The sequence below is a fragment of the Paracoccus fistulariae genome, from assembly GCF_028553785.1.
GTDB lineage: Bacteria > Pseudomonadota > Alphaproteobacteria > Rhodobacterales > Rhodobacteraceae > Paracoccus > Paracoccus fistulariae.
Window position 1 is genome coordinate 1,994,817 of sequence record NZ_CP067136.1, and the last position, 26,532, is coordinate 2,021,348.

General features: G+C 64.1%; 29 protein-coding genes. 19 read left to right on the forward strand and 10 right to left on the reverse strand.

Translation table 11 applies throughout. From position 1 onward, the window contains the following. The first annotated feature begins 37 nt into the window (after positions 1-37). Positions 38-961 (forward strand): ABC transporter ATP-binding protein, encoded by a 924-nt coding sequence (locus JHX87_RS09825; RefSeq protein ID WP_271885275.1) that lies wholly within the window; start codon positions 38-40, stop codon positions 959-961. Between the two features lie 144 nt (positions 962-1,105). Beyond that, positions 1,106-1,540, forward strand: coding sequence for a hypothetical protein (locus JHX87_RS09830; protein ID WP_271885274.1), 435 nt, complete (start codon positions 1,106-1,108; stop codon positions 1,538-1,540). 47 nt (positions 1,541-1,587) lie between these two features. Here JHX87_RS09830 and JHX87_RS09835 read toward each other — a convergent pair whose 3' ends face one another. Both JHX87_RS09835 and JHX87_RS09840 read right to left on the reverse strand, forming a co-directional pair. Continuing rightward, positions 1,588-1,968: a histidine triad nucleotide-binding protein gene (locus tag JHX87_RS09835; protein ID WP_271885272.1), complete on the reverse strand. Its 381-nt coding sequence runs from the start codon at positions 1,966-1,968 to the stop codon at positions 1,588-1,590. Between the two features lie 13 nt (positions 1,969-1,981). Continuing rightward, positions 1,982-3,559 carry a DUF5928 domain-containing protein gene (locus JHX87_RS09840; protein ID WP_271885270.1) on the reverse strand — a complete coding sequence of 526 codons (1,578 nt, stop codon included), beginning with the start codon at positions 3,557-3,559 and terminating at the stop codon, positions 1,982-1,984. A gap of 132 nt (positions 3,560-3,691) precedes the next feature. Between JHX87_RS09840 and JHX87_RS09845 the strand changes: the two genes are divergently transcribed. Beyond that, positions 3,692-4,510 carry a sulfotransferase family protein gene (locus tag JHX87_RS09845; protein ID WP_271885268.1) on the forward strand — a complete coding sequence of 273 codons (819 nt, stop codon included), beginning with the start codon at positions 3,692-3,694 and terminating at the stop codon, positions 4,508-4,510. Positions 4,511-4,564: 54 nt separating this feature from the next. Here JHX87_RS09845 and dps read toward each other — a convergent pair whose 3' ends face one another. The 5 genes from dps to ndk all read right to left on the reverse strand — a co-directional run bounded on the left by dps (position 4,565) and on the right by ndk (position 8,018). Further along, a complete protein-coding gene (gene dps / locus JHX87_RS09850) occupies positions 4,565-5,038 on the reverse strand; it encodes a DNA starvation/stationary phase protection protein Dps (RefSeq protein WP_271885266.1) in 474 nt (157 codons plus the stop codon). A gap of 150 nt (positions 5,039-5,188) precedes the next feature. Continuing rightward, a complete protein-coding gene (locus JHX87_RS09855; RefSeq protein ID WP_271885264.1) occupies positions 5,189-5,422 on the reverse strand; it encodes an acyl carrier protein in 234 nt (77 codons plus the stop codon). 170 nt (positions 5,423-5,592) lie between these two features. Continuing rightward, positions 5,593-6,330 carry a 3-oxoacyl-ACP reductase FabG gene (gene fabG, locus JHX87_RS09860; RefSeq protein ID WP_271885262.1) on the reverse strand — a complete coding sequence of 246 codons (738 nt, stop codon included), beginning with the start codon at positions 6,328-6,330 and terminating at the stop codon, positions 5,593-5,595. 74 nt (positions 6,331-6,404) lie between these two features. Next, a complete protein-coding gene (fabD, locus tag JHX87_RS09865; RefSeq protein ID WP_271885259.1) occupies positions 6,405-7,337 on the reverse strand; it encodes an ACP S-malonyltransferase in 933 nt (310 codons plus the stop codon). Between the two features lie 258 nt (positions 7,338-7,595). Then, a complete protein-coding gene (ndk, locus tag JHX87_RS09870) occupies positions 7,596-8,018 on the reverse strand; it encodes a nucleoside-diphosphate kinase (RefSeq protein WP_271885257.1) in 423 nt (140 codons plus the stop codon). Between the two features lie 164 nt (positions 8,019-8,182). Between ndk and JHX87_RS09875 the strand changes: the two genes are divergently transcribed. The 10 genes from JHX87_RS09875 (at position 8,183) to ureG (ending at position 15,389) form a co-directional block, all read left to right on the forward strand. After that, the gene (locus JHX87_RS09875; protein ID WP_271885256.1) at positions 8,183-9,247 is read left to right on the forward strand and encodes an AI-2E family transporter; all 1,065 of its coding nucleotides are present in this window, start codon (positions 8,183-8,185) and stop codon (positions 9,245-9,247) included. Positions 9,248-9,323: 76 nt separating this feature from the next. Beyond that, a complete protein-coding gene (locus JHX87_RS09880) occupies positions 9,324-10,082 on the forward strand; it encodes a GNAT family N-acetyltransferase (RefSeq protein WP_271885255.1) in 759 nt (252 codons plus the stop codon). Positions 10,083-10,251: 169 nt separating this feature from the next. Continuing rightward, positions 10,252-11,064: an urease accessory protein UreD gene (locus tag JHX87_RS09885; protein WP_271885254.1), complete on the forward strand. Its 813-nt coding sequence runs from the start codon at positions 10,252-10,254 to the stop codon at positions 11,062-11,064. A gap of 1 nt (position 11,065) precedes the next feature. Further along, positions 11,066-11,377, forward strand: a complete 312-nt coding sequence (locus tag JHX87_RS09890) for an urease subunit gamma (protein ID WP_271885252.1) — start codon at positions 11,066-11,068, stop codon at positions 11,375-11,377. After that, entirely contained in the window at positions 11,378-11,560 is a 183-nt protein-coding gene (locus JHX87_RS09895) for a hypothetical protein (RefSeq protein ID WP_271885250.1), read from the forward strand. It abuts the gene before it with no gap. Continuing rightward, entirely contained in the window at positions 11,557-11,862 is a 306-nt protein-coding gene (locus tag JHX87_RS09900; RefSeq protein ID WP_271885248.1) for an urease subunit beta, read from the forward strand. Before JHX87_RS09895 ends, JHX87_RS09900 begins: the two co-directional genes overlap by 4 nt. A 120-nt stretch (positions 11,863-11,982) precedes the next feature. After that, positions 11,983-13,671, forward strand: a complete 1,689-nt coding sequence (gene ureC / locus JHX87_RS09905; protein WP_271885246.1) for an urease subunit alpha — start codon at positions 11,983-11,985, stop codon at positions 13,669-13,671. 14 nt (positions 13,672-13,685) lie between these two features. After that, positions 13,686-14,144 carry an urease accessory protein UreE gene (locus JHX87_RS09910; protein WP_271885244.1) on the forward strand — a complete coding sequence of 153 codons (459 nt, stop codon included), beginning with the start codon at positions 13,686-13,688 and terminating at the stop codon, positions 14,142-14,144. After that, entirely contained in the window at positions 14,086-14,772 is a 687-nt protein-coding gene (locus tag JHX87_RS09915; protein WP_271885242.1) for an urease accessory protein UreF, read from the forward strand. Before JHX87_RS09910 ends, JHX87_RS09915 begins: the two co-directional genes overlap by 59 nt. Then, complete coding sequence (gene ureG / locus JHX87_RS09920) at positions 14,769-15,389, forward strand: urease accessory protein UreG (RefSeq protein WP_271885240.1); 621 nt, start codon at positions 14,769-14,771, stop codon at positions 15,387-15,389. The genes JHX87_RS09915 and ureG overlap by 4 nt, the downstream gene beginning before the upstream one ends. Positions 15,390-15,407: 18 nt before the next feature. Here ureG and JHX87_RS09925 read toward each other — a convergent pair whose 3' ends face one another. The 3 genes from JHX87_RS09925 to JHX87_RS09935 all read right to left on the reverse strand — a co-directional run bounded on the left by JHX87_RS09925 (position 15,408) and on the right by JHX87_RS09935 (position 18,584). Continuing rightward, positions 15,408-16,421, reverse strand: coding sequence for an acyltransferase family protein (locus tag JHX87_RS09925; RefSeq protein ID WP_271885238.1), 1,014 nt, complete (start codon positions 16,419-16,421; stop codon positions 15,408-15,410). 123 nt (positions 16,422-16,544) lie between these two features. After that, entirely contained in the window at positions 16,545-16,994 is a 450-nt protein-coding gene (locus JHX87_RS09930; RefSeq protein ID WP_271885236.1) for a DNA polymerase III subunit chi, read from the reverse strand. Between the two features lie 6 nt (positions 16,995-17,000). Further along, positions 17,001-18,584, reverse strand: a complete 1,584-nt coding sequence (locus JHX87_RS09935; RefSeq protein ID WP_271885234.1) for a leucyl aminopeptidase — start codon at positions 18,582-18,584, stop codon at positions 17,001-17,003. Positions 18,585-18,706: 122 nt separating this feature from the next. On the opposite strand from JHX87_RS09935, the gene lptF reads away from it, so the two are divergent. The 6 genes from lptF (at position 18,707) to rsmA (ending at position 26,516) form a co-directional block, all read left to right on the forward strand. Further along, positions 18,707-19,840, forward strand: coding sequence for an LPS export ABC transporter permease LptF (lptF, locus tag JHX87_RS09940; protein WP_271885233.1), 1,134 nt, complete (start codon positions 18,707-18,709; stop codon positions 19,838-19,840). Further along, a complete protein-coding gene (lptG, locus tag JHX87_RS09945) occupies positions 19,837-20,946 on the forward strand; it encodes an LPS export ABC transporter permease LptG (RefSeq protein WP_271885231.1) in 1,110 nt (369 codons plus the stop codon). Before lptF ends, lptG begins: the two co-directional genes overlap by 4 nt. Further along, the gene (locus JHX87_RS09950; protein WP_271885229.1) at positions 20,943-23,324 is read left to right on the forward strand and encodes an LPS-assembly protein LptD; all 2,382 of its coding nucleotides are present in this window, start codon (positions 20,943-20,945) and stop codon (positions 23,322-23,324) included. The genes lptG and JHX87_RS09950 overlap by 4 nt, the downstream gene beginning before the upstream one ends. Before the next feature lie 32 nt (positions 23,325-23,356). After that, positions 23,357-24,628, forward strand: a complete 1,272-nt coding sequence (locus JHX87_RS09955; protein ID WP_271885227.1) for a peptidylprolyl isomerase — start codon at positions 23,357-23,359, stop codon at positions 24,626-24,628. A gap of 3 nt (positions 24,629-24,631) precedes the next feature. Further along, on the forward strand, positions 24,632-25,597 hold the full coding sequence (pdxA, locus tag JHX87_RS09960; protein ID WP_271885226.1) for a 4-hydroxythreonine-4-phosphate dehydrogenase PdxA: 966 nt from the start codon (positions 24,632-24,634) through the stop codon (positions 25,595-25,597). Positions 25,598-25,661: 64 nt separating this feature from the next. Further along, a complete protein-coding gene (rsmA, locus tag JHX87_RS09965; RefSeq protein WP_271885223.1) occupies positions 25,662-26,516 on the forward strand; it encodes a 16S rRNA (adenine(1518)-N(6)/adenine(1519)-N(6))-dimethyltransferase RsmA in 855 nt (284 codons plus the stop codon). Positions 26,517-26,532 lie beyond the last annotated feature (16 nt).

Below are 26,532 nucleotides of genomic sequence, written 5' to 3' on the forward strand. Positions count from 1 at the left end.
CCGCCTGCCTTCGCAAGCTCTGCAAGGACAATGAACCATGTCAAATGCCATCGAAATCACCGGATTGCGCAAGACCTATGCCGCGCAGGGCCGCTCGGCCGCGAAAGAGGCGCTGAAGGGGATCGACCTGACCATTCCCACCGGCAGCATCTTTGGCCTGCTGGGACCGAATGGCGCGGGCAAATCGACGATGATCAATATCCTGGCCGGTCTGGTGAACAAGAGCGCGGGCAAGGTGGTGATCTGGGGCTTTGATCAGGACGTCAATCCGCGCCAGTCCCGCGCCTCGATCGGGGTCATGCCGCAAGAGCTGAACATGGATCCGTTCTTTACCCCGCGTGCCAGTCTTGAGGTGCAGGCGGGCCTTTACGGCGTGCCGAAATCCGAGCGCTGGACGGATGAGCTGCTGGCGCTGGTCGGGCTGACCGATCAGGCCAATGCCTATGCCCGCAACCTGTCGGGCGGGATGAAACGCCGCCTGTTGCTGGCCAAGGCGCTGGTCCATCGCCCGCAGATCCTTGTGCTGGACGAACCGACGGCGGGCGTCGACATCACCCTGCGGGAGATGTTGTGGAACAATGTGCGCAGGCTGAATGAAAGCGGCATGACCATCATCCTGACGACGCATTATCTGGAAGAAGCCGAAGAGATGTGCGACGAAATCGCCATCATCAATCATGGCGAATTGATCATACGCCAGCCGACCCGGCAGTTGCTGGCGGGCAAGGATGGCAAGACTCTGATCCTTGATACGGATGGCCGCCGCGACCTGCCCAGCTTGCCGGGTGGGGCAAAGCCCGAATGGCGCGAGGATGGGCGGCTGGCCATCAGTTATGCGCCCTCGCTTCTGCGGGCGGATCAATTGCTGGATGCGCTGCGCGGGGCTAATGTGCCGATTCTGGACGTGGCCAGCGAACAGCCGGATCTGGAAGATGTCTTCGTCGAACTGACGCGGAACTGAGCGGCGACCAGCGGCCGAACGGTCCGGTTATCGCCATCCTCGCGGGATAATCCGCGCATATCCCCTGCGGGAAAACCTTACTTGGATAAATCGGGGACCGCCCCTATCGCATGGCGATTATTAAATACCGGAAAGAGTTTCTTCATGGCTTATACCCTCGAAAAGAAAAAACCTTCGACACTGAAATATATCGGCGTCTGGATCCTTGCCTCGATTACTGCGGGGCTGTCTATGGTGTTGGTCGATTACGTCGTGTTCGGCACCACGATGAACGTGTATGAACTCCCCAGCGGGAATTACTGGCTGATCAGCCCGATCCTCCGCAACGCGACCAGAGCCGCAGTCATAATCGCTGTCTATTCCATGTTCCGGGACCTGCGCTTCGGCAGCGTCGTTCCGTGGTTGATCGGACTGAGCATCGTCGGCTTCGTCGTGTCGATCATCAGCACCTATTCTATGTTCGCCGAAAACGGCAGGTCGGTGCCGCCGACCTTTTATATCTCGACCGCCATCTCATTCGGGCTGGCGCTGTTCGCCATCATCTATTTCTTCAAGACCAAGCAGCCAGAGCGTTACTGACGCGGCGCTCCGGGGGCGCCATACCGCCCCCGGTCGCGCCCGATCCGTCAGTCGCGCATCAGCAGCATCGGGCCCATATTGCGGCCGCCCAGAATGTGCAGATGGAAATGCGGCACCTCTTGCACGCCGTCCGAGCCCGCATTGGTGATCGCGCGGAATCCATTGCCGCCATCCAGCGACACGCCTTCGGATGCGGCCACCTGCGCGCATAGCCGCATGAAGCCCGCAATCTCGGCATCCGACGCATTGGCCGAGAAGTCGTCAAAGCTGACATATTTCCCCTTGGGAATCACCAGAACATGCGTCGGCGCCTTGGGCGAAATATCGCGAAAGGCCAGCGCATGGTCATTTTCCGCCACGGTATCGTTCGGAATTTCGCCGCGCAGGATTTTGGCGAAGATATTGGAGTCGTCATAGTGATAGGCCATCGGCATATTCCCGTTAATCGCTGAACAGTTGCGGCGTCGCCGCCAGATCATGCGCGATTTCATCCGGGACTTCCAGAAAGCGTGCAATGGCGGCTGCGTTCATCGCAATCCCGGCCCCGGGCGAGATCACGTTGAAATGCGGGAAATTCATGTCGCGCAGGCGCTCGACCTCGTGCAGCAGATCGTCGCGCACGACGGGGACAAGGCGCCTGATTACCTCGTCCGGGGTTTCATCCCCGGCAACGCCGATGCGCTTCATATGGCCGCGAATATAGGCGTCGTCGAAATCGCCATCGATGAACAGGATCCGGGTCTGGGGCTTTCCACCGGCAAGATCCGCGATCAGCGGCAGCGCCGAGGAATCGACGCAGATGACAAGCTGCTGCGTCTCGAATTCTTCGAACAGCAGTTTGACCAATGCCCGGCGATGCCGGTCACGCTTGGCCACGGAAGAGGCGATGCCGCCCAGATCGGGCAGATGGGCATCCACCTCGTCAAACAGGTAATCCACGGCCGGAATCGCGGTCAGGGCGCGGATGCGGGCCGTCAGCCGCCGCGCGACATGCCATTTCTTGGCCACGATCAGGCCGATCACATGCTCGCGCTGCGCGGCCAGTTCGGTTTCCCAGAAACGCGGCGCGAAACGCCTGCCGACGCGGCCCCGCTCGGTCAGGAAACGGTGCAGCCTCGGCCCCTCATTCGAGACGGCAAAGCTCATCCCCCTGGCCTGCCAGACCATGCCCAGCCTTTCGCGCAGCTCTGCCGCCTCTGGGCTGATCTTGCGGGCGAACAGGTAATTCTGGCGCAGCAGCAGGTCGTAGTGATCGTTGTAGAAGGTCACCGGCATGCCGTAATCGGTGAACATCAGGAAGGTCGGGGAATGCCGCCTGACCTGGGTTTTGGGCACGACATGCATGACCAGCGTCTGGAAAAAGGTTTCATCGGGGATCCAGGTCGTGCGGAAAAAGCGCAGCAGTTCCGGGCGCTGATCGATCAGGGCCAGCACATCCTCGACCGTCTGGCGGCGCAGGCACCACCACTGGGAACCGATCATGATCTGCAGGCCCTCGGGCGTCGGGCGGGCCAGACCCAGCCGTTTTTGCAGGTTCAGGCTGGCATAGAAGGCTTTGTGCTGCGTGCGCTCATTGAACCAGTGGCGATAGATCAGCCGCTCTTCCCGCAGGCCGGTCTTGATCCAGTTGCCCTCGTGGAAATCGACGGCCTCGATATAGTCGCATTCCTCGGCATCCAGAAACTGGCGCGTGTATTCCGCTGACTTGATCGGCATGCAATCACCCGACAGCAGATAGAAATGCGTGGCCGTGGGAAAGCGGCGCTCGGCTTCGCGCAGGGCTTCCAGCGATGCGGCGACCAGCGACCATTCGCCCCAGCCACATTTATGGCGTCGGTTGGCAAAGGCGACGCCGGGATTGTCCTGCAGGGCCGCTCTGATCTGCAGGTAATCGGCCTTTGCTGCGCGACGATCGTAATGGATGGTCACGTAATCCCCCGTTGCGGTCAAACGACGGGCATGGTCAATTACGCCCTCCGGGTCCTTATGCGTCAGCAGGATGAAGGCAATTCGCGCCATGTGAACAGGGACCCCGGCAGGTTATGGCGACGGAAAGCGTTGAAATATCGTCGCGCTTTTGCTTTCTGTCTGTAACAAATTTCGGTGCGGGGCAACTGCGACCGCCGCATCACCTGCGAGGAGCGGAATCATATGGGTTTTCCCGGCGTCTGGATGACCGAGAGCCAGAGCATGATCTATCGGGTCGTCCCGAAATGCGCCTGCTCGACCATCGGCCAGATCATGTATCATTCCGATCACGGGCGCTTTTTCGACGGCGATATCCACGATGCCAGGGACGGCCTGCATAAATGGGCGCAGGATGACAGCCAGCCGCTGATCGAAAGGGCGGTGCTGAACCACAGCGCGCCCAGCTTTACCTGCGTGCGCAATCCCTATGGCCGCATCCTGTCCTCTTTCTTTGACAAGATCGCGGGGATTCAACGCAATGGCAAACGCTATCGCGGCAATCTGGTGCCACAACTGATGCAGCGCTACGGCGTCGATGTGGGCAGCCCCGAGAATGGCTTCGATTTCGACCAGATCAAAAGCTTCCGCCGCTTTCTGCTTTTCGCGCGCGATACCATCCGCTGGCGCCGCCCGATGGAGCCGGATATCCACTGGTCGGCCATGTCGGGCCATATCTCGACCTTCATCGTGAATGGCGGGCGCTATGACCAGATCTTCTTCACCGAGCATTTCAACGAGGGCATGGCGCGGGTGTTGAACAGCGTCAATGCGCCGGTAAAGACCGATCTGGAGCAGGTGCCCCGCTTCAACGAATCCGAAGGGCACGGGCCAAAGCGCGCCCATAAGATCAGCGATTATTTCGACGATCTGTCGCGGCACCTGATCTGGGAGATGTACAAGACCGATTTCCGCCTGTTCCGCTATGATTTCGACGACCCGGACAACAAGATGCCCAAGGGCGAGATCGATCTGGACGAGGTTCACGCCAAACTGGGCAGCTGACACGAAAAAACGCGCCCGAAGGGGCGCGTTCCGGCGACAGAGATATTTCGCCGCTTATTCCAGATGGCTTTCCATGAACCACAGGTCCTTGTCTGCGGTCCGCGACACGGCGGTAAAGATATCGGCGGTATCCGCATCACCCGCCTCATCGGTCGCGTCGATGGCGGCGCGAATCTTTTCGCCGAAATCGCGCATCCGCTCGGACACTTCGCGGATATGGTCGGCGGCCTTGGTCAGGTCGGTCGGATAGGCCTTGACCGTGCCTGCCTTGGACACTTCTTCCAGCGTGCCAAGGGCGACCCCGTCCAGCACCTGAACCCGTTCTGCCATCGTGTCGACATGTTCCTGAACATTGGCATAAACGGTGTCGAAAAGCTCGTGCACCGCGATGAAGTTCGGACCTTTGACATTCCAATGCGCCTGCTTGATCGCCAGCCCAAGCGCGATTGCATCCGACAGACGTGCATTCAGCTCTGAGATCGCGGTCTTGCGGGCGTTATCGGTCAGACCTTTTACATTAACAGCCATGAACTGCTCCTTTCTCTCAGTGTCTTACGCCATACAACCAGATGGCCGGCACAGAGTTCCGCCCATTGATCAAAGATATAGACCCGGCCATGAAACGAAAAACGGCGCCCCGAAGGACGCCGTTCAAATGCGGTCTGGCGAGGCTGCGGCTTAGACCGCGCCCTTGATGAAGCCAACTGCGTCGCCAACCGTCTGGATGGTTTCAGCGGCGTCATCGGGAATTTCGATGCCGAACTCTTCTTCGAACGCCATTACCAGCTCGACAGTGTCAAGGCTGTCTGCGCCCAGATCGTCGATGAACGAAGCGGATTCCACCACTTTGTCGTCTTCGACGCCCAGATGCTCGACTACGATCTTCTTCACGCGATCAGCGATATCGCTCATGTCACATCCTCATTCTCGCGGGCATCCGCCCAAAGTTCACGGGCCAAACACCCGCTGTTGCACAGGGCGGTTCCCCTGCGGCTAATGGCCGGGATATAGCAACGAATACAGATCATGCAACCGCTTTTCCACGTATTTATGCTGTCGGGCCTTGCGAAAACCCCGGTTTGTCAGACCATCGCCATGCCGCCATTCACATGCAGTGTCGTGCCGGTCACATAGCCTGCCTGCGGGCTGGAAAGATAGCTGACGGCGGCGGCGATATCGCCGGGCGTGCCCATATGGCCCGCCGGGATCTGGGTCAGGATCTTGGATTTCTGGTCGTCGTTCAGCTTGTCGGTCATTGCGGTCTCGATAAAGCCCGGCGCCACGCAATTGACGGTGATTCCCCGGCTGGCGACCTCATAGGCCAGCGATTTCGACATGCCGACCAGACCGGCCTTGGCGGCGGCGTAATTGCCCTGCCCCGGATTGCCCGTGGTCCCCACGACCGAGGTGATATTCACGATCCGGCCCCAACGCGCCTTCATCATGCCGCGCAGCACCGCGCGCGACAGGCGGAACACGCTGGTCAGATTGACCTCCAGCACCTGCGCCCATTCCTCATCCGACATGCGCATGAACAGGTTGTCGCGGGTGATGCCGGCATTGTTGACAAGGATATCGACCGATCCCATCGCATCGGCGGCGGCTTTGGGCAGCGCCAGAACCGCCTCGGCATCCGAGAGATTGGCTGGCACCACATGCGCCCGGTCGCCCAGCCTGTCGGCCAGTTCGCGCAGCGGCGCCTCGCGCGTGCCGGACAGGGCGACATTCGCGCCTGCCGCATGCAAGGCTTCGGCGATGGCGCCGCCGATCCCCCCGGATGCGCCGGTCACCAGCGCGTTTTTTCCCGTCAGATCAAACATGGTTTCTCCTGTCTCGGTCCGTGCGGCCTTTGTGACCGCGCATCAATGCGGTTCTGTTTTGCGAGGGGTTGATGTCAGCCCCGAACGGCGACCACGTCATCGGGCATGCCGATATTGCGCACCGTCACGTCCTTGGCGATGCGCTTGATCATGCCCGACAGCGCCTTGCCCGCACCGATTTCCCAGAATTCGGTCACGCCGCCCTCGGCCAGATTGGCGATGGATTCGCGCCAGCGCACCGTGCCCGTCACCTGCTCGACCAGCAGGCGGCGGATCGCGCCGGGCTCGATCACGGCCTCGGCGCGCACGTTGGCGATCAGCGGCACGGCCGGCGGCTGGATATCCACACCCGCCAGCGCATCGGCCATGGCGGCTGCGGCGGGCTGCATCAGCACCGAATGGAACGGGGCCGAGACCGGCAGCATCAGCGCCCGCTTGGCACCCGCCGCCTTCATCGCCTCGGCCGCGCGCTCCACGGCGGCCTTGTGACCCGAAATGACGACCTGCGCCGGATCATTGTCATTGGCGGCCTGAACCACCTCTTCCTCTTCGCCCGCCGTTTCGCGGGCAATGCGGTCCACCGTCTCGAAATCCAGCCCCAGGATCGCGGCCATGGCACCGATGCCGACCGGCACGGCTTCTTGCATCGCCTGACCGCGCAGGCGCAGCAGCCGCGCCGTATCTTCCAGCGTCAGCGACCCCGCCGCGCAGAGCGCCGAATATTCGCCGAGCGAATGGCCCGCCACGAAATTGGCGTCCTGGATGTTGATCCCCTCGGCCTCCAGCGCGCGAAAGGCCGCCATCGACGCGGCCATCAGCGCGGGCTGAGCGTTCTGTGTCAGGGTCAGCGTCTCGATATCGCCATTCCAGATCAGATCGGAAAGTTTCTCGCCAAGCGCATCATCGACCTGTTCAAAGACATCGCGCGCCGCCGGATAGGCCTGAGCCAGTTCGCGCCCCATGCCGATGGTCTGCGCCCCCTGCCCCGGAAAAACGAATGCCCGCATCTTGCTCCCCTGAACTGCTTTCCTGTTACCTAACGGCATAGCCTGTGGACCGGATGCCTGCAACTGAGCAGTATCCGCGCGCCGCCTGTCCGCCCGCGCAGGGATATCCCCGGCACATTCCGCAGGAACCGTCAGAGGCTGCTGTCCGGTGCATAATGGTTTTCAGGACATATCCGGGCAGCGACCGCTCGGTTGTCCTTTGCATAAAAAAGGGGCCGCGCGGCCCCTTTCTTCTGAAATTCACAGATGACGCGGCAATCAGCCGACCAGTTCCAGACCCGAGAAGAAGAAAGCGATCTCTTCCTTGGCGGTCTCCGGCGCGTCCGAACCGTGGACCGAGTTTTCGCCGACCGACAGGGCGAATTCCTTGCGGATGGTGCCTTCGGCGGCATCTGCCGGGTTGGTGGCGCCCATCACTTCGCGGTTCTTGGCGATGGCGTTGTCACCTTCCAGAACCTGCACGACGACCGGCTCGGAGGCCATGAACTCGACCAGTTCGCCATAGAAGGGGCGGTCCTTGTGGACTTCGTAGAACTTGCCTGCCTGCTCGGGCGACAGCTTGATGCGCTTTTGCGCGACGATGCGCAGGCCCGCATCCTCGAACTTGGCATTGATCTTGCCGGTCAGGTTGCGCTTGGTGGCATCGGGTTTGATGATCGAGAGGGTACGCTCTTGCGCCATGGGGTTTCCTATCATGTCAGCAGGGATGCGGAACCAGACCGCATCATGTGAAATCCGCGCCCGGTTAACAGGCTTGGCGTTGACGGGCAAGGCACAGACATGTTCACTGGCCCTGCCCGAGGCTCTCATCCGACCAGGACACACAGCAAAGAACAGCACGCATCATGGCCGATCATCAGATACCGGATTCGAAACCGCGCGTGCCCCTGGCCGCGATTCTGACCGTGTTTGCGATCATCCTGTTGCTGGCGGCGATCTGGAAATGGTCGTCGATGCTGCTGATGGCCTTTGGCGCCACGCTGATCGCGATCGCCCTGCGCGGCGGCGCGTCGCTGTTGCGGCGGCTGACCGGGATCGGGCTGAAACCGGGGGTGCTGATCTGCGCGGTCGCGGCAACGCTGTCGCTGCTGGCCGTCATCGCCTTTGCGGGCCCGCCGATCTCGGCCCAGTTCCGCGAGCTGCTCAGCAGCCTGCCGCAGGCCTGGCAGCAGGTGGATGACTGGCTGTCCGGCAGCAGTTTCGGGCAGTTTATCGAACGCCAGCTGGACAATGCCCAGCAAGGCGGGAACGGATCCTCGGCCGGCAGCAGCCTGCCCTCGATCTTTGGCTACCTGACCGGCACGATCAGCAGCATCTTTGGCAAGATCGCCAATCTGGCGCTGATGGTGACGGTGGCGATTTTCCTGGCGCTGGATGCACAGCTTTATCGCCGCGGGGGCCTGCGGCTGGTGCCGCTGTCCTATCGCGACCGCGCGGGCCAGATCGTGGATGAGATCGGCAAGGCCCTTGGCCGCTGGATGGCCGGGCAGGCGCTGGATATGGCCGTGGTCGCGCTGGCCACGTTTCTGGGACTTTATCTGCTGGGTGTGCCGCTGGCGCCGGTTTTGGGCATCATTGCCGGGCTGACGAATATCATCCCCGTGGTCGGGCCCTTCATCTCGGGCGTGCCTGCGGTGATGTTCGCCCTGACGCAGGGCGTTGACATGGCGGTCTATGTCACGCTGCTTTACATCGTAATCCAGCAGTTGGAGGGCAATCTGCTGATGCCGCTGATCCAGCGCTTTGCCGCCGACCTGCCCCCGGCCATGACGGTGCTGGCGATCATCGCCTTTGGCAGCCTGTTCGGTTTCGTCGGTGTCATTCTGGCCACGCCGCTGCTGCTGGTCAGCATCATTCTGGTCAAGCGGATCTATGTCGAGGATGTGCTGGGCGACCGGCAGGACGATTAGCGCCGCAGATCGGCCTTCGCGAAACCGACACAAGCCTGTATTATCGTGAAGAGGTCGCAACAGCAGTGAGGCCCGCATGACGCAGCCATTCCGCAAAGGGCGCTATCAGGCGCGACTGGCCGCCAGTGCCGAGGATATCCGCACGGCGCAGCGCCTGCGCTGGCTTTGCTTTGTCGCGCGCGTCGGCGCCCATGACGATGGCAGCCAGCATGACCGGGATCATCTGGATCAGGAATGTCAGCACATGCTGGTCGAGGACACCCAGACCGGTCAGCTTGTCTGCTGCTTCCGCTTGCTGCATCTGCCCAACGGGAAGGATATCGGCCGCAGCTATTCGGCGCAGTTCTATAACCTTGCCGCGCTGCAGGATTTCGACGGACCGATGGTCGAGATAGGGCGCTTTTGCGTGCATCCCGAACATCGCGATCCCGATATCATCCGCGTCGCCTGGGGGGCGATCACCCGCTATGTGGATCAGGCCGAGGTCGGTATGCTGTTCGGCTGCTCCAGCTTCATGGGCACCGAACCCGAACAACATGCCGAGGCCTTCGCCATGCTGCGCGAACGCCACCTTGCCCCGCGCCGCTGGCTTCCCCGCGTCAAGGCGCCCAATGTCTTTCGCTTTGCTCGCAAGCTGCGGCTGCGCAAACCCGATCCGCGTCTGGCGATGATGGCCATGCCGCCACTGCTGCGCAGCTATCTGGCCCTTGGCGGATGGGTCAGCGACCATGCCGTGGTGGATCCGCAGTTAAAGACCATGCATGTCTTTACGGGGGTCGAGATCCGGGCAATTCCCCCCGCCCGCAAACGCCTGCTGCGCGCGGTTTCGCAATAGGCTTTCCCGATCGGGGCCATGATCTGCGCCGCAGGACCATTGCCGTTCTGCCGCTTTAACCGGCAATCTGGCCAGCAGCTGTGCAGCCCGCATGGGCAGCGAAGAACATCCGCCACAGGCGCGCGCCGCGCGGATTGACCGGCTCCTTCCCGCGGCCCTTTCTGCAGTCATGTTCGACGCAACCGCCACCCATTCCCCCCTGCAACGCAGCACCGGCCATGCCTCGGTCACGATGGGACCGCGCGGGCTGGTCGATCTGGCGCAATCCGGATCGGCCAAGGCGATGCTGCCGCGCGTGACCTCTGGCCCGGCAGAGGTGGTGTTTCTGAACACGTCGGGCGGACTGGCGGCCGGAGACAGGCTGGACTTCTCGCTTGCCCTGGGCGCCGCAACGCGGGCCATCGCCACCACCCAGACGGCCGAGCGCGCCTATCGCGCCGACCAGCCCGCCCGAAGCCACGTGACGCTGCGGGTTGCACAACATGGCTGGCTGGACTGGCTGCCGCAGGAAACCATCCTCTTTGACGGCGCCCGGCTGCAGCGCAGCACCACCATCGATCTGGCCAAGGGTGCGGGCTGCATGCTGCTGGAGATGATCGTTCTGGGACGGCAGGCGATGGGCGAACGACTTTGCCAGTTGCATCTGCGCGACCGCCGCATGGTGCGGCAGCAGGGGCGTATCATCCACCACGATGCGCTGGCGCTGGACGATGCCAGCCTGCCCCGGCTGGCCGGGCCTGCCATGCTGAACGGCGCGCGGGCACTGGCGACGCTGGCGATCATCGCGACGGATGCGGGCGATCTGCTGACCCGGGCGCGGGCGGTGCTGGATGAAAGCGGCGTCAGCGCCACGGCCAGCGCGCCGCCGGGCCGCCTGATCCTGCGGCTGCTGGCGCAGGATGGCTGGCCCTTGCGGCGGCAGATCAACCGCCTGCTGGCGGCCCTGCGCCCCGATCCCCTTCCCCGTGTCTGGCAGGTATAGAATGAACCTTTCCCCCCGCGAACGCGAAAAGCTGCTGGTCTCGGTCGCCGCCATGGTCGCGCGCAACCGGCTGGCACGCGGCGTCAGGCTGAACCATCCCGAGGCCATCGCCCTGATCACCGATTTCGTGATCGAGGGCGCGCGCGACGGGCGCAGCGTCGCCGATCTGATGCAGGCAGGCGCGCATGTCATCTCGGCCGCGCAATGCATGGCCGGCGTGCCCGCAATGATCGAGGCCGTGCAGGTCGAAGCCACCTTCCCCGACGGCACCAAGCTGGTGACCGTCCACCACCCGATCCGAGAAGAGGTTTGAATGACAAGACTGATCCTGACCCCCGCCGCCCTTCTGCTGCCCGCGACCGCGATGGCCCATTCCGGCGATCACAGCCAATCCGCCCCCACCCATATGCTGTCGGAACCCGACCATCTGGCCGGGCTGGCGCTGGTAGTTGCCCTGGGGCTTGCCGTCTGGCTGTGGCACAGGCGGCGGTCATGATCCCCGGAGAGATCCTGCCCGCCTCAGGTCGGGTCACGCTGAACCCCGGCCGTGATCCACTGACCCTTCTGGTCGCCAATCGCGGCGACCGGCCGGTGCAGGTGGGCAGCCATTACCATTTCGCCGAAGCCAATCCGGCGCTGGATTTCGACCGGGTCGCGGCACGCGGCATGCGCCTGTCGATCCCGGCCGGCACCGCGATCCGCTTCGAACCCGGCCAATCGCGAGAGGTTCGGCTGATACCCTATGCGGGCGGTCGCGTGGTACAGGGCTTTCGGGGGGATGTGATGGGGGCGCTGTGATCCGCGGCAATGCCCAGAGCCCGGAAACCAGCGCCCCGTGGTGGCACCGCCGGTCCGCGCCCCTGGCCTGTCCGCCGTCCTTTTCTTTCAGCCTCGACACCGCAGGATAAAGGCCCACCGATGCCGCTTTCACTCTCTCGCGCCGATTACACCGCGCTTTACGGCCCCACCACCGGCGACCGCATCCGGCTGGCCGATACCGAACTGCTGATCGAGGTCGAGCGCGATCTGACCATCCCCGGCGAAGAGGTGAAATTCGGCGGCGGCAAGGTGGTGCGCGACGGCATGGGTCAGTCGCAGGTCACCCGTGCGCAGGGCGCGATGGATACCGTCATCACCGGCGTCGTGGTCTTTGACCATCAGGGCATCGTCAAGGCCGATGTCGGGCTGCGCGGCGGATGCATCGCCGGGATCGGCAAGGCCGGCAATCCCGATACCCAGCCGGGCGTCACCCTGATCATCGGCCCGGGAACGGAAATCATCGCAGGCGAGGGCCGCATCCTGACGCCAGGGGGCTTCGACTGCCATATCCACTTCATCTGCCCGCAACAGGTCGATCATGCCCTGCATTCCGGCGTGACGACTCTGCTGGGCGGCGGCACCGGCCCGGCCCATGGCACATTGGCCACGACCTGCACCCCCGGCCCCTGGCATATCGCCCGGATGATCGAGGCCTGCGCCGATCTGCCAGTCAATATCGGCATCGCGGGCAAGGGCAATGCCAGCCATCCCGCAGCGTTGGAGGAACAGGTCCGGGCCGGGGCCTGCGCGCTGAAGCTGCACGAGGACTGGGGCACCACCCCGGCAGCCATCGACACCTGCCTGTCAGTCGCCGATCGCATGGATGTGCAGGTGATGATCCATACCGATACGCTGAACGAATCCGGCTTTGTCGAGGATACCATGGCCGCCATCGCGGGCCGCACCATCCATGCCTATCACACCGAGGGCGCGGGCGGCGGCCATGCCCCCGACATCATCCGCATGGTGGGCATGGGAAATGTGCTGCCCTCTTCGACCAATCCGACGCGCCCCTATACCGGCAACACCATCGAAGAGCATCTGGACATGCTGATGGTCTGTCACCATCTGGACCGCCGCGTGCCCGAGGATGTCGCCTTCGCCGAATCCCGCATCCGGCGCGAGACCATCGCGGCCGAGGATATCCTGCACGATCTGGGCGCCTTCTCGGTGATTTCCTCGGACAGTCAGGCGATGGGCCGGATCGGCGAAGTGATTATCCGCACCTGGCAGACCGCCGACAAGATGCGCCGCCAGCGCGGTCGCCTGTCCGGTGAACAGGGCGACAACGACAATCTGCGCGCCCGCCGCTATATCGCCAAATACACGATCAACCCGGCCATCGCGCATGGCGTCTCGGCGCATATCGGCAGTATCCAGCCCGGCAAGCGCGCCGATCTGGTGCTGTGGTCCCCCGCCTTCTTCGGCGTCAAACCCGAGATGGTGCTGACGGGTGGCCAGATCAGCGTGGCGCAGATGGGCGATCCCAATGGCTCGATCCCCGTGCAGCCGGTGTTCAGCCGTCCGATGTGGGGCCATCGCGGCAGCGCCTCAGCCCTGTTTCTCAGCCAGGCAGGGCTGCAGGCTGGCGCGGGCGACGGGCTGGGCAAAAGCCTGATCGCGGTGCAGGGCACGCGCGATATCGGCAAGGCTGGGATGATCCTGAACGACGCCATGCCGGTGATCGAGGTCGATCCCGAAAGCTATGAGGTCCGCGCCGACGGCCAGTTGCTGACCTGCGATCCGGCATCAGAGCTGCCCATGGCGCAGCGTTATTTCCTCTACTGACCAAGGGTTTGCCGATGACCATTTGCACCACCATTCTGCGCGCGGCCAAGGGCCCCTTCGCGGGCCGGATCGCGCTGGATTACGAAGGCCGCCTGCTGCGCCGCAAGCGTTTGCACTTTGACGGCGGAGAGTTCCTGCTGAACCTGCCAGAGGTCACCAGCATCGAGGATGGCGATGCCTTTGAACTGTCGGATTTCCGGCGGATCGTCATCCGCGCCCTGCCCGAGCCGGTTCTGCTGATCCGGGGCGATCTGCCGCGTCTGGCCTGGCATATCGGCAACCGCCACACCCCCTGCCGGATCGAGGCCGACCGCCTGATCATCCGCCGCGATCACGTGCTGGAAGCGATGCTGACCCGGCTTGGCGCCCGGATCGCCCATGCCGAACTGCCCTTCTGCCCGGAAGGCGGCGCCTATGGCCATGGCCGCACTTTCGGCCATGATCACGGCCATCACCACCATGATCACGCCTGATCTGGCCCGGCTTTATCTGGCGCAATATCTGTCGCCCGCCTTTCCCATCGGCGGCTTCGCCTGGTCGCAGGGTCTGGAATGGGCGATGGATCAGGGCGTCGTGACGCCTGCAACGCTGCGGCAATGGCTGGCTGACTGGCTGGATTTTGGCTGCGGCTGGACCGATGCGGTGCTGGTTGCGCTGGCGCTGCGTCCCGGCGCCGATCACGCCATGCTGGACGATCTGGCCCGGGCAAGCTGCCTTGCCGCGCAGCGGTTGCAGGAAACCGTGGAACAGGGCGCGGCGCTGACCGCCAATCTGGCGGAACTGACCGGCGACCGCAGCGACCCCGCCGCCTTGCCAGTGGCCTTTGGCCGCGCCTGTGCAGCGCTGCCTTTGCCACATCCCGAAATCATCGCGGCCTTCCTGCAGGCACAGCTTTTCGCGCTGATCAGCGCGGCAATCCGTTTCATGCCGCTTGGCCCGCTGAAGGGACAGGCGCTGCTGACCGCATTGCAGCCGCATCTGCTGACCTGCGCGGCCCGAGCGGCCGCTGCGGGCGAAGACGACCTCTTCACCGCCGCGTGGGGCGCCGAGATGGCCGCCATGCATCACGAAACCATGCCTGTCAGGATATTCCGATCATGAACCAGAACCGCTCAACCGGCCCTTTGCGCGTGGGCATCGGTGGTCCCGTTGGCGCGGGCAAGACCACGCTTTGCCAGGAACTGGCCCGTGCCCTTGCCCCGCATCTGTCCATGGCGGTGATTACCAATGACATCTATACCCGCGAAGATGCCGAGGCGCTGATGCGCGCCCAGGTGCTGCCGCTGGCGCGCATCAGGGGCGTCGAAACCGGCGGCTGTCCTCATACCGCGATCCGGGAGGATGCCAGCATCAATCTGGCCGCGATCGCCGATCTGAACCGGGCGTTTCCGGATCTGGACTTGGTGCTGATCGAAAGCGGCGGCGACAATCTGGCCGCGACCTTCAGCCCCGAACTCGCCGATCTGACGATCTATGTCATCGACACCGCCGCCGGTCAGGACATCCCCCGCAAGCGCGGCCCGGGGCTGGCCCGATCCGATCTGCTGGTGGTGAACAAGACCGATCTGGCCCCCCATGTCGGCGTCGATACCACGCTGCTGGAGGCAGACGCCCGCCACTCTCGCGGCCCGCGCCCCGTCGTCATGGCCCAACTGCGCCACCGCATCGGCGTGGATCAGATCGTCCAGTTCATCCTTCGCGAAGGCGGGTTGCAATAGCGCGAGGCGGCGCTGGCATCAGCCCCCGGTCTGGTCGGATCTGGTCTTCTCCCGTGCGTCCAGCTTTGCTTCCATCCGCCTGCCCAGCTTCATGAAATAACGCTCGTAAGTATTTGTCGAGATATGGGCGAAGAGGAAGGACAGGAAAATCGCGATCGGGCGCTTGACCAGATAGAAGAACAGCTTCGACCCCTGCTCTCCCAGCCAGCCAAGGCGGAACAGCGGGTGCCAGATATAGAGCGCGTAAGAGATCCCAGCGATATAGGTGAAGACATTCCAGCGCAGGAAGCGGCGCAACCAGCCTTCCTTCATATCCAGAAGCGCGGTCAGCACCAGAAAGCCGAAGAAGGGGCGGAAGAACATAAGCCCGCCCATCGACTTGTGACAGGACAGCAGCAACAGGACAAACCACAGCCAGAAGCCTTTGCCGATCAGCCCATAGGCCTTGCGCGCCAGTCCGTGATCGCGATTGCGCCACAAAAGCGCGGTCAGGCTGCCTGCAAAGATCTCATCCACGCGCAGATGGGTTCGGATATTGTCGGTCGCCCCGACATCGATCCTCAGCGCAAGGATGATCAGGAACACCAGGGGCACCAGCCAGAAGCCGCGCCGACCGAAGGCCCAGATCGTAAGTCCGATGAAAATGTAGAAATGGAACTCGACGCAGATCGACCACAGATGCGACATTCCGGGCATGATCATATCGTCGCGATAGTTCATCGTGAAGGTGATCACGGCAAGAAAGCTGTCCCAGCGACCGAAGATCAATACGGCGACGATGAAGGCATAAAGCCACAGCAAGGGCGCGATCCGCATGGTGCGGCGGATGAAAAATGCCGCGATCCTGTCGGGCGAGCTATAGAGGAAATTGGTGATCAGAAAGCCCGAGAGCGCGAAGAACATGCTCATGCCCAGCAGGGCCGTCGAGTGATTGAGCTCCATCCAGCTTGGCCCCAGGGGCAGAAGGTGGGCGGACAGCACCGCGATAATGCTGAGTGCGCGGACACCGTCCAACTCGTAAATATGTTTCATCGGTACGTTCTTTGGGCCAGCAACAGGAAATCTGACCTCCCCAAAGCATGAACCGGCCCGTGCATCAATAGCGTTGCCCGCAAAGCCCGGCCTGCAGCCATCCCTCAAGACGCCCGGATTGCGCTAGCGTTTGCGCTCCCAACGGCCCGATTCCTCGGACCAGTATTCGGCGGTGACGCCCGCGCCGGTGAGGCTGCGCCATTGATCGCGGGCGCGGCTGACGGCGGTGCTGTCGCCGCCGTCGAAGATGATGCAGGCGCGGTTCAGAGCGGGAAGTTCGGCGGCGCCGACCTCGACCCCGTCCAGCGCCATCAGGCAGGTGGCGCCATTCGCGGCTGTCTGGCCCGGCATGGTCAGCAGGACGGGCTGCTGATCGTCATGCGGCCCTCCTGCAAGGCCGTGGGGCAGGAACCCGTCGCCCTGCCATAATTGCCGGTCCAGCCAGTCCAGCCTGTCCGCATCGGTGCCGCGCAGCTCTACCCGCCAGCCAGCCGCCAGCGACTTGCCGATCAGAACCGGCAAAAGCTGTTCCGCGGGCGAACGGGTCAGGTGATAGAACAGCGCGTTGCCCATGGCGGGTTAACTATCCTCGAACCGGTCGCGGATCAGGCGATCCAGCGTCATCACGCCCCAGCCGGTGGCGCCACGCGGGGCCAGATCGGTCGCGCCCGGCGGCATCGCCACGCCCGCAATGTCGATATGCGCCCAGGGCTGATCCTTGCGGATGAAGCGCTGCAGGAACTGCGCCGCCGTGATAGAGCCTGCGGCGCGGCCGCCGGTATTCTTCATATCCGCCAGCCGGGACTTGATCAGCGAATCGTAACCCGGCCCAAGCGGCAGGCGCCAGGCGCCCTCGCCCTCGGCCCCGGCGGCGGACAGGATCTGATCGGCCAGCTTGTCGTCATTGGAAAAGACCCCGGCATTGTCATGGCCAAGCGCGATAATGACAGCGCCGGTCAGCGTGGCCAGATCTATCACCGCGCGCGGCTGGAACCGGGTCTGCGCGTACCACAGCACATCGGCCAGAACCAGACGCCCCTCGGCATCGGTATTGATGACCTCGATCGTGTCGCCCTTCATCGATTTGACGATATCGCCCGGGCGCTGCGCGCCACCATCGGGCATGTTTTCGACCAGACCGACAAGACCGACCACATTGGCCTTGGCCCGGCGCAGGGCCAGCGTGCGCAGCACCCCGGCCACGACGCCCGCGCCGCCCATATCCATGGTCATCTCTTCCATGCCCGCGCCCGGCTTGATCGAAATGCCGCCGCTGTCAAAGACCACACCCTTGCCGACCAGCGCCAGCGGGGCCTCATCCCCGCCGCCATTCCAGCGCATGACCACGACCTTCGAGGGCGAGGTGCTGCCCTGCCCCACGGCCAGCAGCGCGCGCATGCCCAGCCTGGTCAGTTCCTCTTCGTCCAGAACCTCGACCGTCAGGCCGATTTCCTCCATCGCCTTCAGGCGGTCGGCGAAATCGGTGGTGGTCAGGACATTGGCGGGTTCGCTGACCAGATCGCGGGTGAAGAACACGCCCTCGGCCAGCGCCGCACCATCCTTGGCGGCCTTGGCCAGCGCCTCAGGATCCTTGACCATGAAGGTCACGCTTGCCTTTTCCGAAACCGGCTCATCGGCGGGCTGCGGCGCGGGATCCGCCTGCGCATCGCCCAGAACGGCGCTTTCGGCGCCACGGCTGACGCTTTGCGGCACGCCACCGGCAGCCCCGGCCTCGCCATCGGCATCGTCCTTGGTCGTGCGATAGACCGAGAAATCATAGCCGCGCAGGGCAATCCCCAGGGCTATATCCGCCGCGCGCTTATGGCTTCCGGCCAGAACCAGCGTGTGATCCTTGCCCAGCTTGGCGCCGATTGCGGCCCCGGCCTTGCGCGCCTCGGTGGTCGAGGCATTGGCCGCCAGACCGACCAGCATCAGCGCATCGGCCTCCATCCCTGCCGGGAAGGCCAGTTCGATCACACCGCCCGAGGACAGCGATTTGCCGGACTTCGACTCCATTGCACGCTGCGCCGCCTGACGGGTGCTGCGCGGCAATCCGGCGGGCAGACGCCCCCCCGGTGCGACGATCAGCGCGACCCGGCCCTTATGCGTGGCCAGGGCATCGGTTGCGGTTTCGGTAAAACTGATTTCGACGGGATGCGTCATATCTTGCCTTCCTCACATCTGCTTGGCTGTGACCCTAGACGCGCAGGCAACCCTTTTCCAGAGCCGCCCTTGCCGCTAAAGCAGTGCAAAGCACCCTGTCGCAGAAAGTCAGCCTTTAGCAAATGCCCCGGATCGACCGCTATATCCTCAGCCTGATGCTGACGCTGTTCGGCTTTTTCGCGCTGGTGCTGGTGTCGGTCTATTGGATCAACCGCGCGGTCAGCCTGTTCGACGATCTGCTGAATGACGGTCAGACCGCGCTGGTGGTGCTGGAATTCACGGCGCTGACGCTGCCCTTGGTGATTTCGGTGGTACTGCCGGTCGCGGCCTTTGTCGCGACGGCCTATGGCACGAACCGGCTGTCGGGCGAAAGCGAACTGGTCGCGATGCAGGCGGCAGGACTGTCGCCCTGGCGGCTGGCGCGGCCGGTGTTGGTCTTCGGCGTCTTCGTGGGGCTGATGGTGGCGATTCTGGTGCATGGGCTGGTGCCCATGGCGCGGGCGCGTCTGGCCGACCGGCAGGCCGAACTGGCCGAGAATGTGACCAGTCAGTTTCTGCGCCCCGGCACGTTCCAGTACCCGACCGAGGGGCTGACCCTGTTCATCAGCGACATCGCCTCGGACGGACGGCTGCTGGATCTGTTCATCGAGGACGCGCGCAGTCAGGCCGAACAGACGGTCTATACCTCGGAAGAGGCGCTGCTGGTGCGATCCGAAACCGGCCCGGTTCTGGTGCTTCTGCAGGGCATGGCGCAGAACCTGACCCAGCATCAGGGCCAGCGCAGGCTGTCCGTCACCCGTTTTGACGAGCTGAGCTATGACATCGGCGCGATGTTGCCGCAGGGTGGCCGCAAGGGGCGCGATCTGCGCGATTACGGCACGCTGCGGCTGCTGAACCCCGATGCCGAATTGCTGCAGGCGACCGGCGCCACCCCCGGCGAGGCGCGGCGCGAGGCGCATGAGCGGATCGCCCAGCCGCTGCTGTCGCCGGTCGCGGCCATGATCGGCTTCGCCACCCTGCTGATCGGCGGATTTTCCCGCTTTGGCGTCTGGCGGCAGGTTCTTTGGGCGATTCTGGGCCTGATCTCGGTCCAGTTTCTCAGCAATGCGGTGGCCAATCAGGTCGGACGCAACAGCGACCTGTGGCCGCTGCTGTATCTGCCTGCGGCGGTCGGGGCGGGGATCTGCGTCTTTCTGTTATGGCTGGCCTCTAAACCGCGCCGGTTGAAAGCGGGTGCGACGGGGGGTGCGGCATGATCCTGGCGCGTTACGTCGCGCGCAGGTTTCTGCGCAGCTTCCTGATGGTGGCCGGGGTCTTTCTGCTGATCCTGTTCCTGATCGACATGATCGAAATGATCCGCCGCTTTTCCTCGCATGATATCGGGCTGGGCGGCGCGGCGCGGCTGGCGATGCTGAATATCGCCTCCAGCTTCTATTCCATCCTGCCGCTGCTGACCGTGCTGGCGGGGATTGCCCTGTTTCTGGGCCTGGCCCGCAGTTCCGAGATGGTGGCCATCCGCGCCTCGGGCCGGTCGGCGCTGAAGGTGGCGACGGCGCCTGCGATCACGGCCGGGCTGGTGGGCATGCTGACGGTGGCGCTGCTGAACCCGCTGGTCGCCGTGACGGGCGCGCGGTTCGACGATGCCGTGGCCGAGATCGAAAGCAACGGCCAGCAGACCGTTTCGGTGGGCGACAGCGCGGTCTGGCTGCGTCAGGCCAACCACAGCGAGGCCGGGCCCAACGGCCAGATCGTGATCCGCGCCCGCCGCGCCAGCCCGGATGCGACCACGCTTTATGACGCGACCTTCATGGTCTTTGACGAAGGAAGCGGCCCCGTGCGCCGGATCGAGGCACGCGAGGCGCGGCTGCTGCCCGGCCAATGGGCGCTGACCCAGGTGCGTGATTTCCCCCTGATCGCCGAAAACCCCGAGGTCGAGGCCACGACCCATGACGGCCTGACGCTGGAATCCGATCTGACCGCACAGCGCATCCGCGAAGGCTTTGGCCGCCCCGAGGCGGTACCGGTCTGGCAATTGCCGGGCTTCATCGCCGGGCTGGAACGCGCCGGTTTTTCCGCCGAGCGTCACCGCGTCTGGCTGCAGATGGAGCTTGCCCGCCCCTTCCTGATGGCCGCAATGGTGCTGATCGCCGCCGCCTTCACCATGCAGCATATCCGTGGCAGAAATACCGGCATCGCGGTTCTTCTGGCCTTCGGGGCGGGGATCGGACTGTTTTTCCTGCGCAATCTGGCGCAGGTTCTGGGGGATAACGGGCAGGTTCTGCCGCTTCTGGCCGGCTGGGCGCCGCCGCTGGTGGGCGGGCTGCTGGCCCTGGCACTGATCCTTGCACGGGAGGATGGATGACGCGACGGGGGCAGAAGGGCTGGCGGTACTCCGTCGGCATCGCAGGGCTGGCGCTGGTGCCGGGGCTTGCGCTGGCGCAGGATGTCATGCCCGAGGATCCCGGCCTTGGCGCGGGCAGCGTCGTGCAATCGACCGACCTGAACTGGAGCGGAGAGCCCGCCCTTGCGCCCGCCGCCACATCGCTCAGCGATACGGTGATCAATGACGGCACCCCCGAGGCCGCATCGCTGGAAAGCGCGGCTCCGATGTCGCGTGTCACCATCAGCAACCGCCCCACCGTTGGCGATACCGGCGATTCCGCGACGGTGCTGGCGGACAGCATGACCCTGCAGGGCGACCGCACTCTGATCGCGGCCGGCGGGGTCGTCGTCTGGTATCAGGGCGCGCGGCTGGTGGCGTCGCGGATCATCGTGGACGGGGCCAGCGGCGATCTGACCATCGAAGGCCCGATCCACCTGTCCGAACCGGGCGCCGCCGATCCCGACAAGGAAGCCATCATCATCGCCGATTCCGGTCAGCTTGATCGCGAATTGCAGGACGGGATCATCCGCGGTGCGCGGCTGGTCATTGCCCGCGAATTGCAGCTTGCCGCGCAGGAACTGACCCGAACCGGCAATGGCCGGATGACCAACCTGACCAATGTGGTCGCCTCGTCCTGCCAGATCTGCGCCAGCGATCCGACGCCCTTGTGGGAAATCCGCGCCCGCCGCATCAGCCATGATGCCGAAACCCGGCTGATCACCTTTGATCGCCCGCAATTCCGGTTCTACGGCGTGCCCTTGGCCTCGGTGCCCTTTACCGTGACCGCCCCGGATCCGACGGTTGAGCGCAGGTCGGGTTTTCTTCTGCCCTCGATCCGGACGACCTCCAATCTGGGTTTCGGGGTCAAGGTGCCCTATTTCATCACCCTGGGCGACAGCGCCGATCTGACGCTGACGCCCTATCTCTCGACCAGCCGGACCAGCACGCTGGAACTGCGTTACCGGCAGGCCTGGCGCAATGCCGTCACCGAATGGAACGGCGCGATCAGTCGCGACGATATCGAACCGGACGATACCCGTGGCTATCTGTTCGGCAATGCGCTGGTCGATCTGCCCCGCGACTATCAGCTGGGCGTGCAGGTGCAGGTCGCGTCCGATCGCAGTTACCTGCTGGATTACGACGTGACCGATGCCGACCGGCTGTGGAGCGGCCTGACCCTGGCCCGCGTCACCCGCGACAAGCTGGTTTTCGCCCGCGTCGGCAATTATCACTCGCTGCGCGAAGACGAGGATAACAGAACCTCGCCCGCCCAGGTTGCCGATGCCTTCTGGCTGCGCCGCTTTACCCCCGACTGGATCGGCGGAGAGGCGCTGCTGGAATGGTCTGCCCATGCCCATCGCCGCCCCTCGGATCAGGATATCGTCGGGCGCGACATGGCGCGCGGCTCTTTTGGTCTGGACTGGCGGCGCACGGAAATCCTGCCCGGCGGCCTTGTCGGTGCCGCCATCGCCGGTCTGGACGCCGATGTCTATCGCATCACGCAGGACAGCGAATATGACGATATCGTCACCCGCGTCGATCCGCAGCTTGGGGTCGAACTGCGCTGGCCGCTGGCGGGCAGCGACGGCACCGCCACCTATATGCTAGAGCCGATTGCACAGCTTCTGTGGTCGCCCCGCGGCAAGGATGAGAACGACATCCCCAATGAAGACAGCCGCCTGATCGAATTTGACGAGGGCAATCTGTTCTCGGACAATCGCTTCCCGGGCTATGACGCGCGCGAAACCGGCCTGCGGGCCAATATCGGCATGTCATGGACGCGGATCGATCCGGCGGGCTGGTCGCTGGGCCTGACCGGCGGGCGCGTATTTCGCGACCGGGTCGAGAAAGCCTTTGGTGAGGATTCGCCCCTTTACGGCCGCCGCTCCGACTGGTTGCTGGCTGCGAATTACGCCAGCGGCGACGGGTTGGCCATCGTGAACCGCGCCCTGTTCGACGATTCGCTGGATGTCTCGCGCAATGAATTGCGGCTGGGCTGGCTGCGCCCGGATCTGCAGCTGTCAGCCGGGCATCTGTGGATCAATGGCGACAAGGACGAGGGGCGCGAGGACGATATCAGCGAATTTACCGGCAAAGTCGGCTGGCAGATCACTGACGGCTGGTGGGGCAGTGCCGAAACGCGCTATGACTTCGTCGCGGACAGCGCGCAAAGCGCGTCGCTGGACGTGACATATCGCAACGAATGCATCACGGTCGATCTGGGTATTGAACGTCGTTTCACCTCTTCCGAAAGCATTCAGGCCGAAACCAGCGTCGGATTCTCGGTCCGTCTGGGTGGTTTCGGCTCACAAAAGGACGGCCCCGGCACGGTGGCGCGGCGCAGCTGCGTGCGTTAACCTGTCGGCAAAAGATGATTTGGGGGCAGCATATGCGGCATTTTCTTTCTGGCATCGCCATGGCGGCGGCCTTGCTGACGGGCTCGGTCGCGCCGGTGCTGGCGCAGAACCTGTTCGAGCCGGTCATCTATATCAACGATTCCGCCATCACCCGATATGAAGTGCAGCAACGCCAGCGCTTCATGCAGATCCTGGGCGCCCAGCAGACCACCGCGAAAGAGGCCGAGGACGCGCTGATCCAGGACCGCCTGCGCAGCTTCGCGGGCAAGCAGATGGGCCTGATCCCCAGCGAAGAGGGCATTCAGCGCGGCACGGATGAATTCGCATCCCGCGCGAACCTGTCCGGTCCCGAATTCATCGCCCGTCTGGAACAGGCCGGTGTCGATGCCTCGACCCTGCGCGATTTCATCGCCGCTGGCACCGTCTGGCGCGAGGTCATCCGCCAGCGCTTCGTGCCCCTGATCTCGGTCTCTGACGCCGAGGTCGATCAGGACCTGAAGCGGCAGATCGAAACCCCGATCCTGACCCGCGTCCTGATCTCGGAACTGATCATCCCGGCGCCGCCCGGTCAGGAACAGCAGGCCCTGAACCTGGCGCGTCGCATCGCCGCATCCCAGCCCAGCGACAATCAGTTCGCCGCCGCCGCGCGGGAATATTCCGCCTCGGAATCCGCACCCGCAGGCGGTCGTCTGGCCTGGATGGAGGTCGACAATCTGCCACCGGGCCTGCGCCCGGTTCTGGCCGGGCTGCAACCCGGACAGGTCAGCCAGCCGCTGACCGTCCCTGGCGCCGTGGTGCTGTTCTATATGCGCGACACCCAGGGCACGCTGCGTCCGGGCGCCAAGGAACAGCTTCTGGATTACATGACCCTGCGTCTGGCCAGCACGACCGAGGCCGCCACATTGGCCGCCCGCGCCACCAGTTGCAGCGATCTCTATGTGCAGGCAGGCGCGCAGGCCGCCGCACAGATCCAGCGTCAGACCCTGTCGCAGGGGCAGATCCCGACGCTGATCGCCACCCGCCTTGCCTCGCTTGACGATGATGAGGCAGGCTATGTCAATTATGGCAATTCCGTCGATCTGGTCATGCTCTGTTCGCGCCGCCCGGCCCTGATCGCAGAGATGGAGGCCGAGGTCGCCACCACCGCCCAGCCGGAAGATGGGGTCGAGGCTGCCATTCCCGGCGCCAATGCCCTGCCCAGCCGCGAACAGGTCCGAGATGCGATCTTCAATCGCAAGGCCAATGCGGCGGCAGATGCCTATCTGCAAGAGCTGCTGGCAGACGCCATCATCCGGCGACCCTGAGCGGTGACCCGCCGGATCCTCCTCACCTGTGGCGAACCTGCGGGCATCGGGCCGGAACTGGCCCCGCTGGCGATGGCCTCGGGCGTGGATTTCGTCTGGATCGGCGATCCCCGCCACCTGCCCGCTGACACGCCTTATCACCTGATCGCGGATCCCGGTGACCCGGTCCCACCCGGTCACCTGCCGGTCCTGCGCCACGAATTCGCGGCGCCGAACCGTCCCGGCCAGCCCGATCCGGCCAATGCCCAGGGCGTCATTCAGGTCATCGCCCGCGCTGTCGATCTGATCCGTCAGGGACAGGCTGATGCCATGACCACCCTGCCGATCAACAAACAGGCCCTGAAACAGGGCGCGGATTTCGCATTCCCCGGCCATACCGAATATCTTGCCCATCTGGCAGGCGACGTGCCGGTGGCGATGATGCTGGCCTCCACCAGTGTCACACCACCCTGCCGCGTCGTGCCCGCCACCATCCACATCCCGCTGGCCGATGTGCCCGCAGCCCTGACGGATGAACGACTGGAAAGCGCCATTCGCATCACCCATGATGCGCTGATCCGCGATTTCGGCATCGCCAGCCCGCGCCTCGCCATCGCGGGCCTCAACCCCCATGCCGGAGAACACGGCGTGATGGGCCACGAGGAAACCGACCGCATCGCCCCCCTGCTGACCCGACTACGCGCCGAAGGTCTCGACCTCACCGGCCCGCTGCCCGCCGATACCATGTTCCATGCCCCCGCCCGCAAAAATTACGACGCGGCAATCTGCGCCTATCACGATCAGGCCCTGATCCCGATCAAGACGCTGGACTTCGCGGGCGGCGTGAATGTGACACTGGGCCTGCCCTTCATCCGAACCTCTCCCGATCACGGCACAGCCTTCGATATCGCGGGCAGGGGTCTGGCCGATCCCGCATCGACCATCGCCGCCCTGCGCATGGCCCGCGACATGGCTGCAACACGCCCATGACCTATCTTTTGTGTCCAAATATCCTGCGGGGGTTTGGGGGCGCAAAGCCCCCAAGGCAGCCAGGATGAGCAGCATCGACAATCTCCCCCCCCTGCGGGATGTCATCCGACAGCACGACCTGCGCGCCAAAAAGCAACTGGGCCAGAACTTCCTTCTGGACCTGAACCTGACCGCGAAAATCGCGCGGCAGGCAGGCGATCTTCGCAACTGCGACATTCTGGAAATCGGCCCCGGCCCGGGCGGCCTGACCCGTGGCCTGCTGGCCGAGGGCGCGCGGCACGTTCTGGCCATCGAAAAGGATGCCCGCGCCCTGCCCGCGCTGGCAGAGATCGCAGAAGCCTATCCCGGCCGCCTGACCGTCATCAATGGCGACGCGCTTCAGATCGATCCACTTGCCCATCTGACACCGCCCATCCGTGTCGCGGCGAACCTGCCCTATAATATCGGCACCGAATTGCTGGTCCGCTGGCTGACCCCGTCGCAATGGCCGCCCTTCTGGCAATCCCTGACCCTTATGTTCCAGAAAGAGGTGGCCGAACGCATCACCGCCAGCCCCGGCAGCAAGGCCTATGGCCGCCTTGCCCTGCTGGCGCAATGGCGGGCCGAGGCACGCATCGTCATGACGCTGCCGCCCGAGGCTTTCGTTCCGCCACCCAAGATCAGCTCGGCCGTGGTCCATCTGACCGCCCTGCCCGAACCGCGCTTTCCGGCCGATCCTGCGGTCCTTTCCCGGATCACCGCCGCCGCCTTCAACCAGCGCCGCAAGATGCTGCGCGCATCGCTGCGCGGGGTGCATCCCGATATTGAATCCCTGCTGGAACAGGCCGGTATCGCCCCGACCGCCCGGGCCGAGGAAATCGATCTGGAACATTTCTGCACCCTGGCGCGCGTGCTGAAAGCCGCAAGACAAGGCACATAGAAAAAAGGCCGCAAGC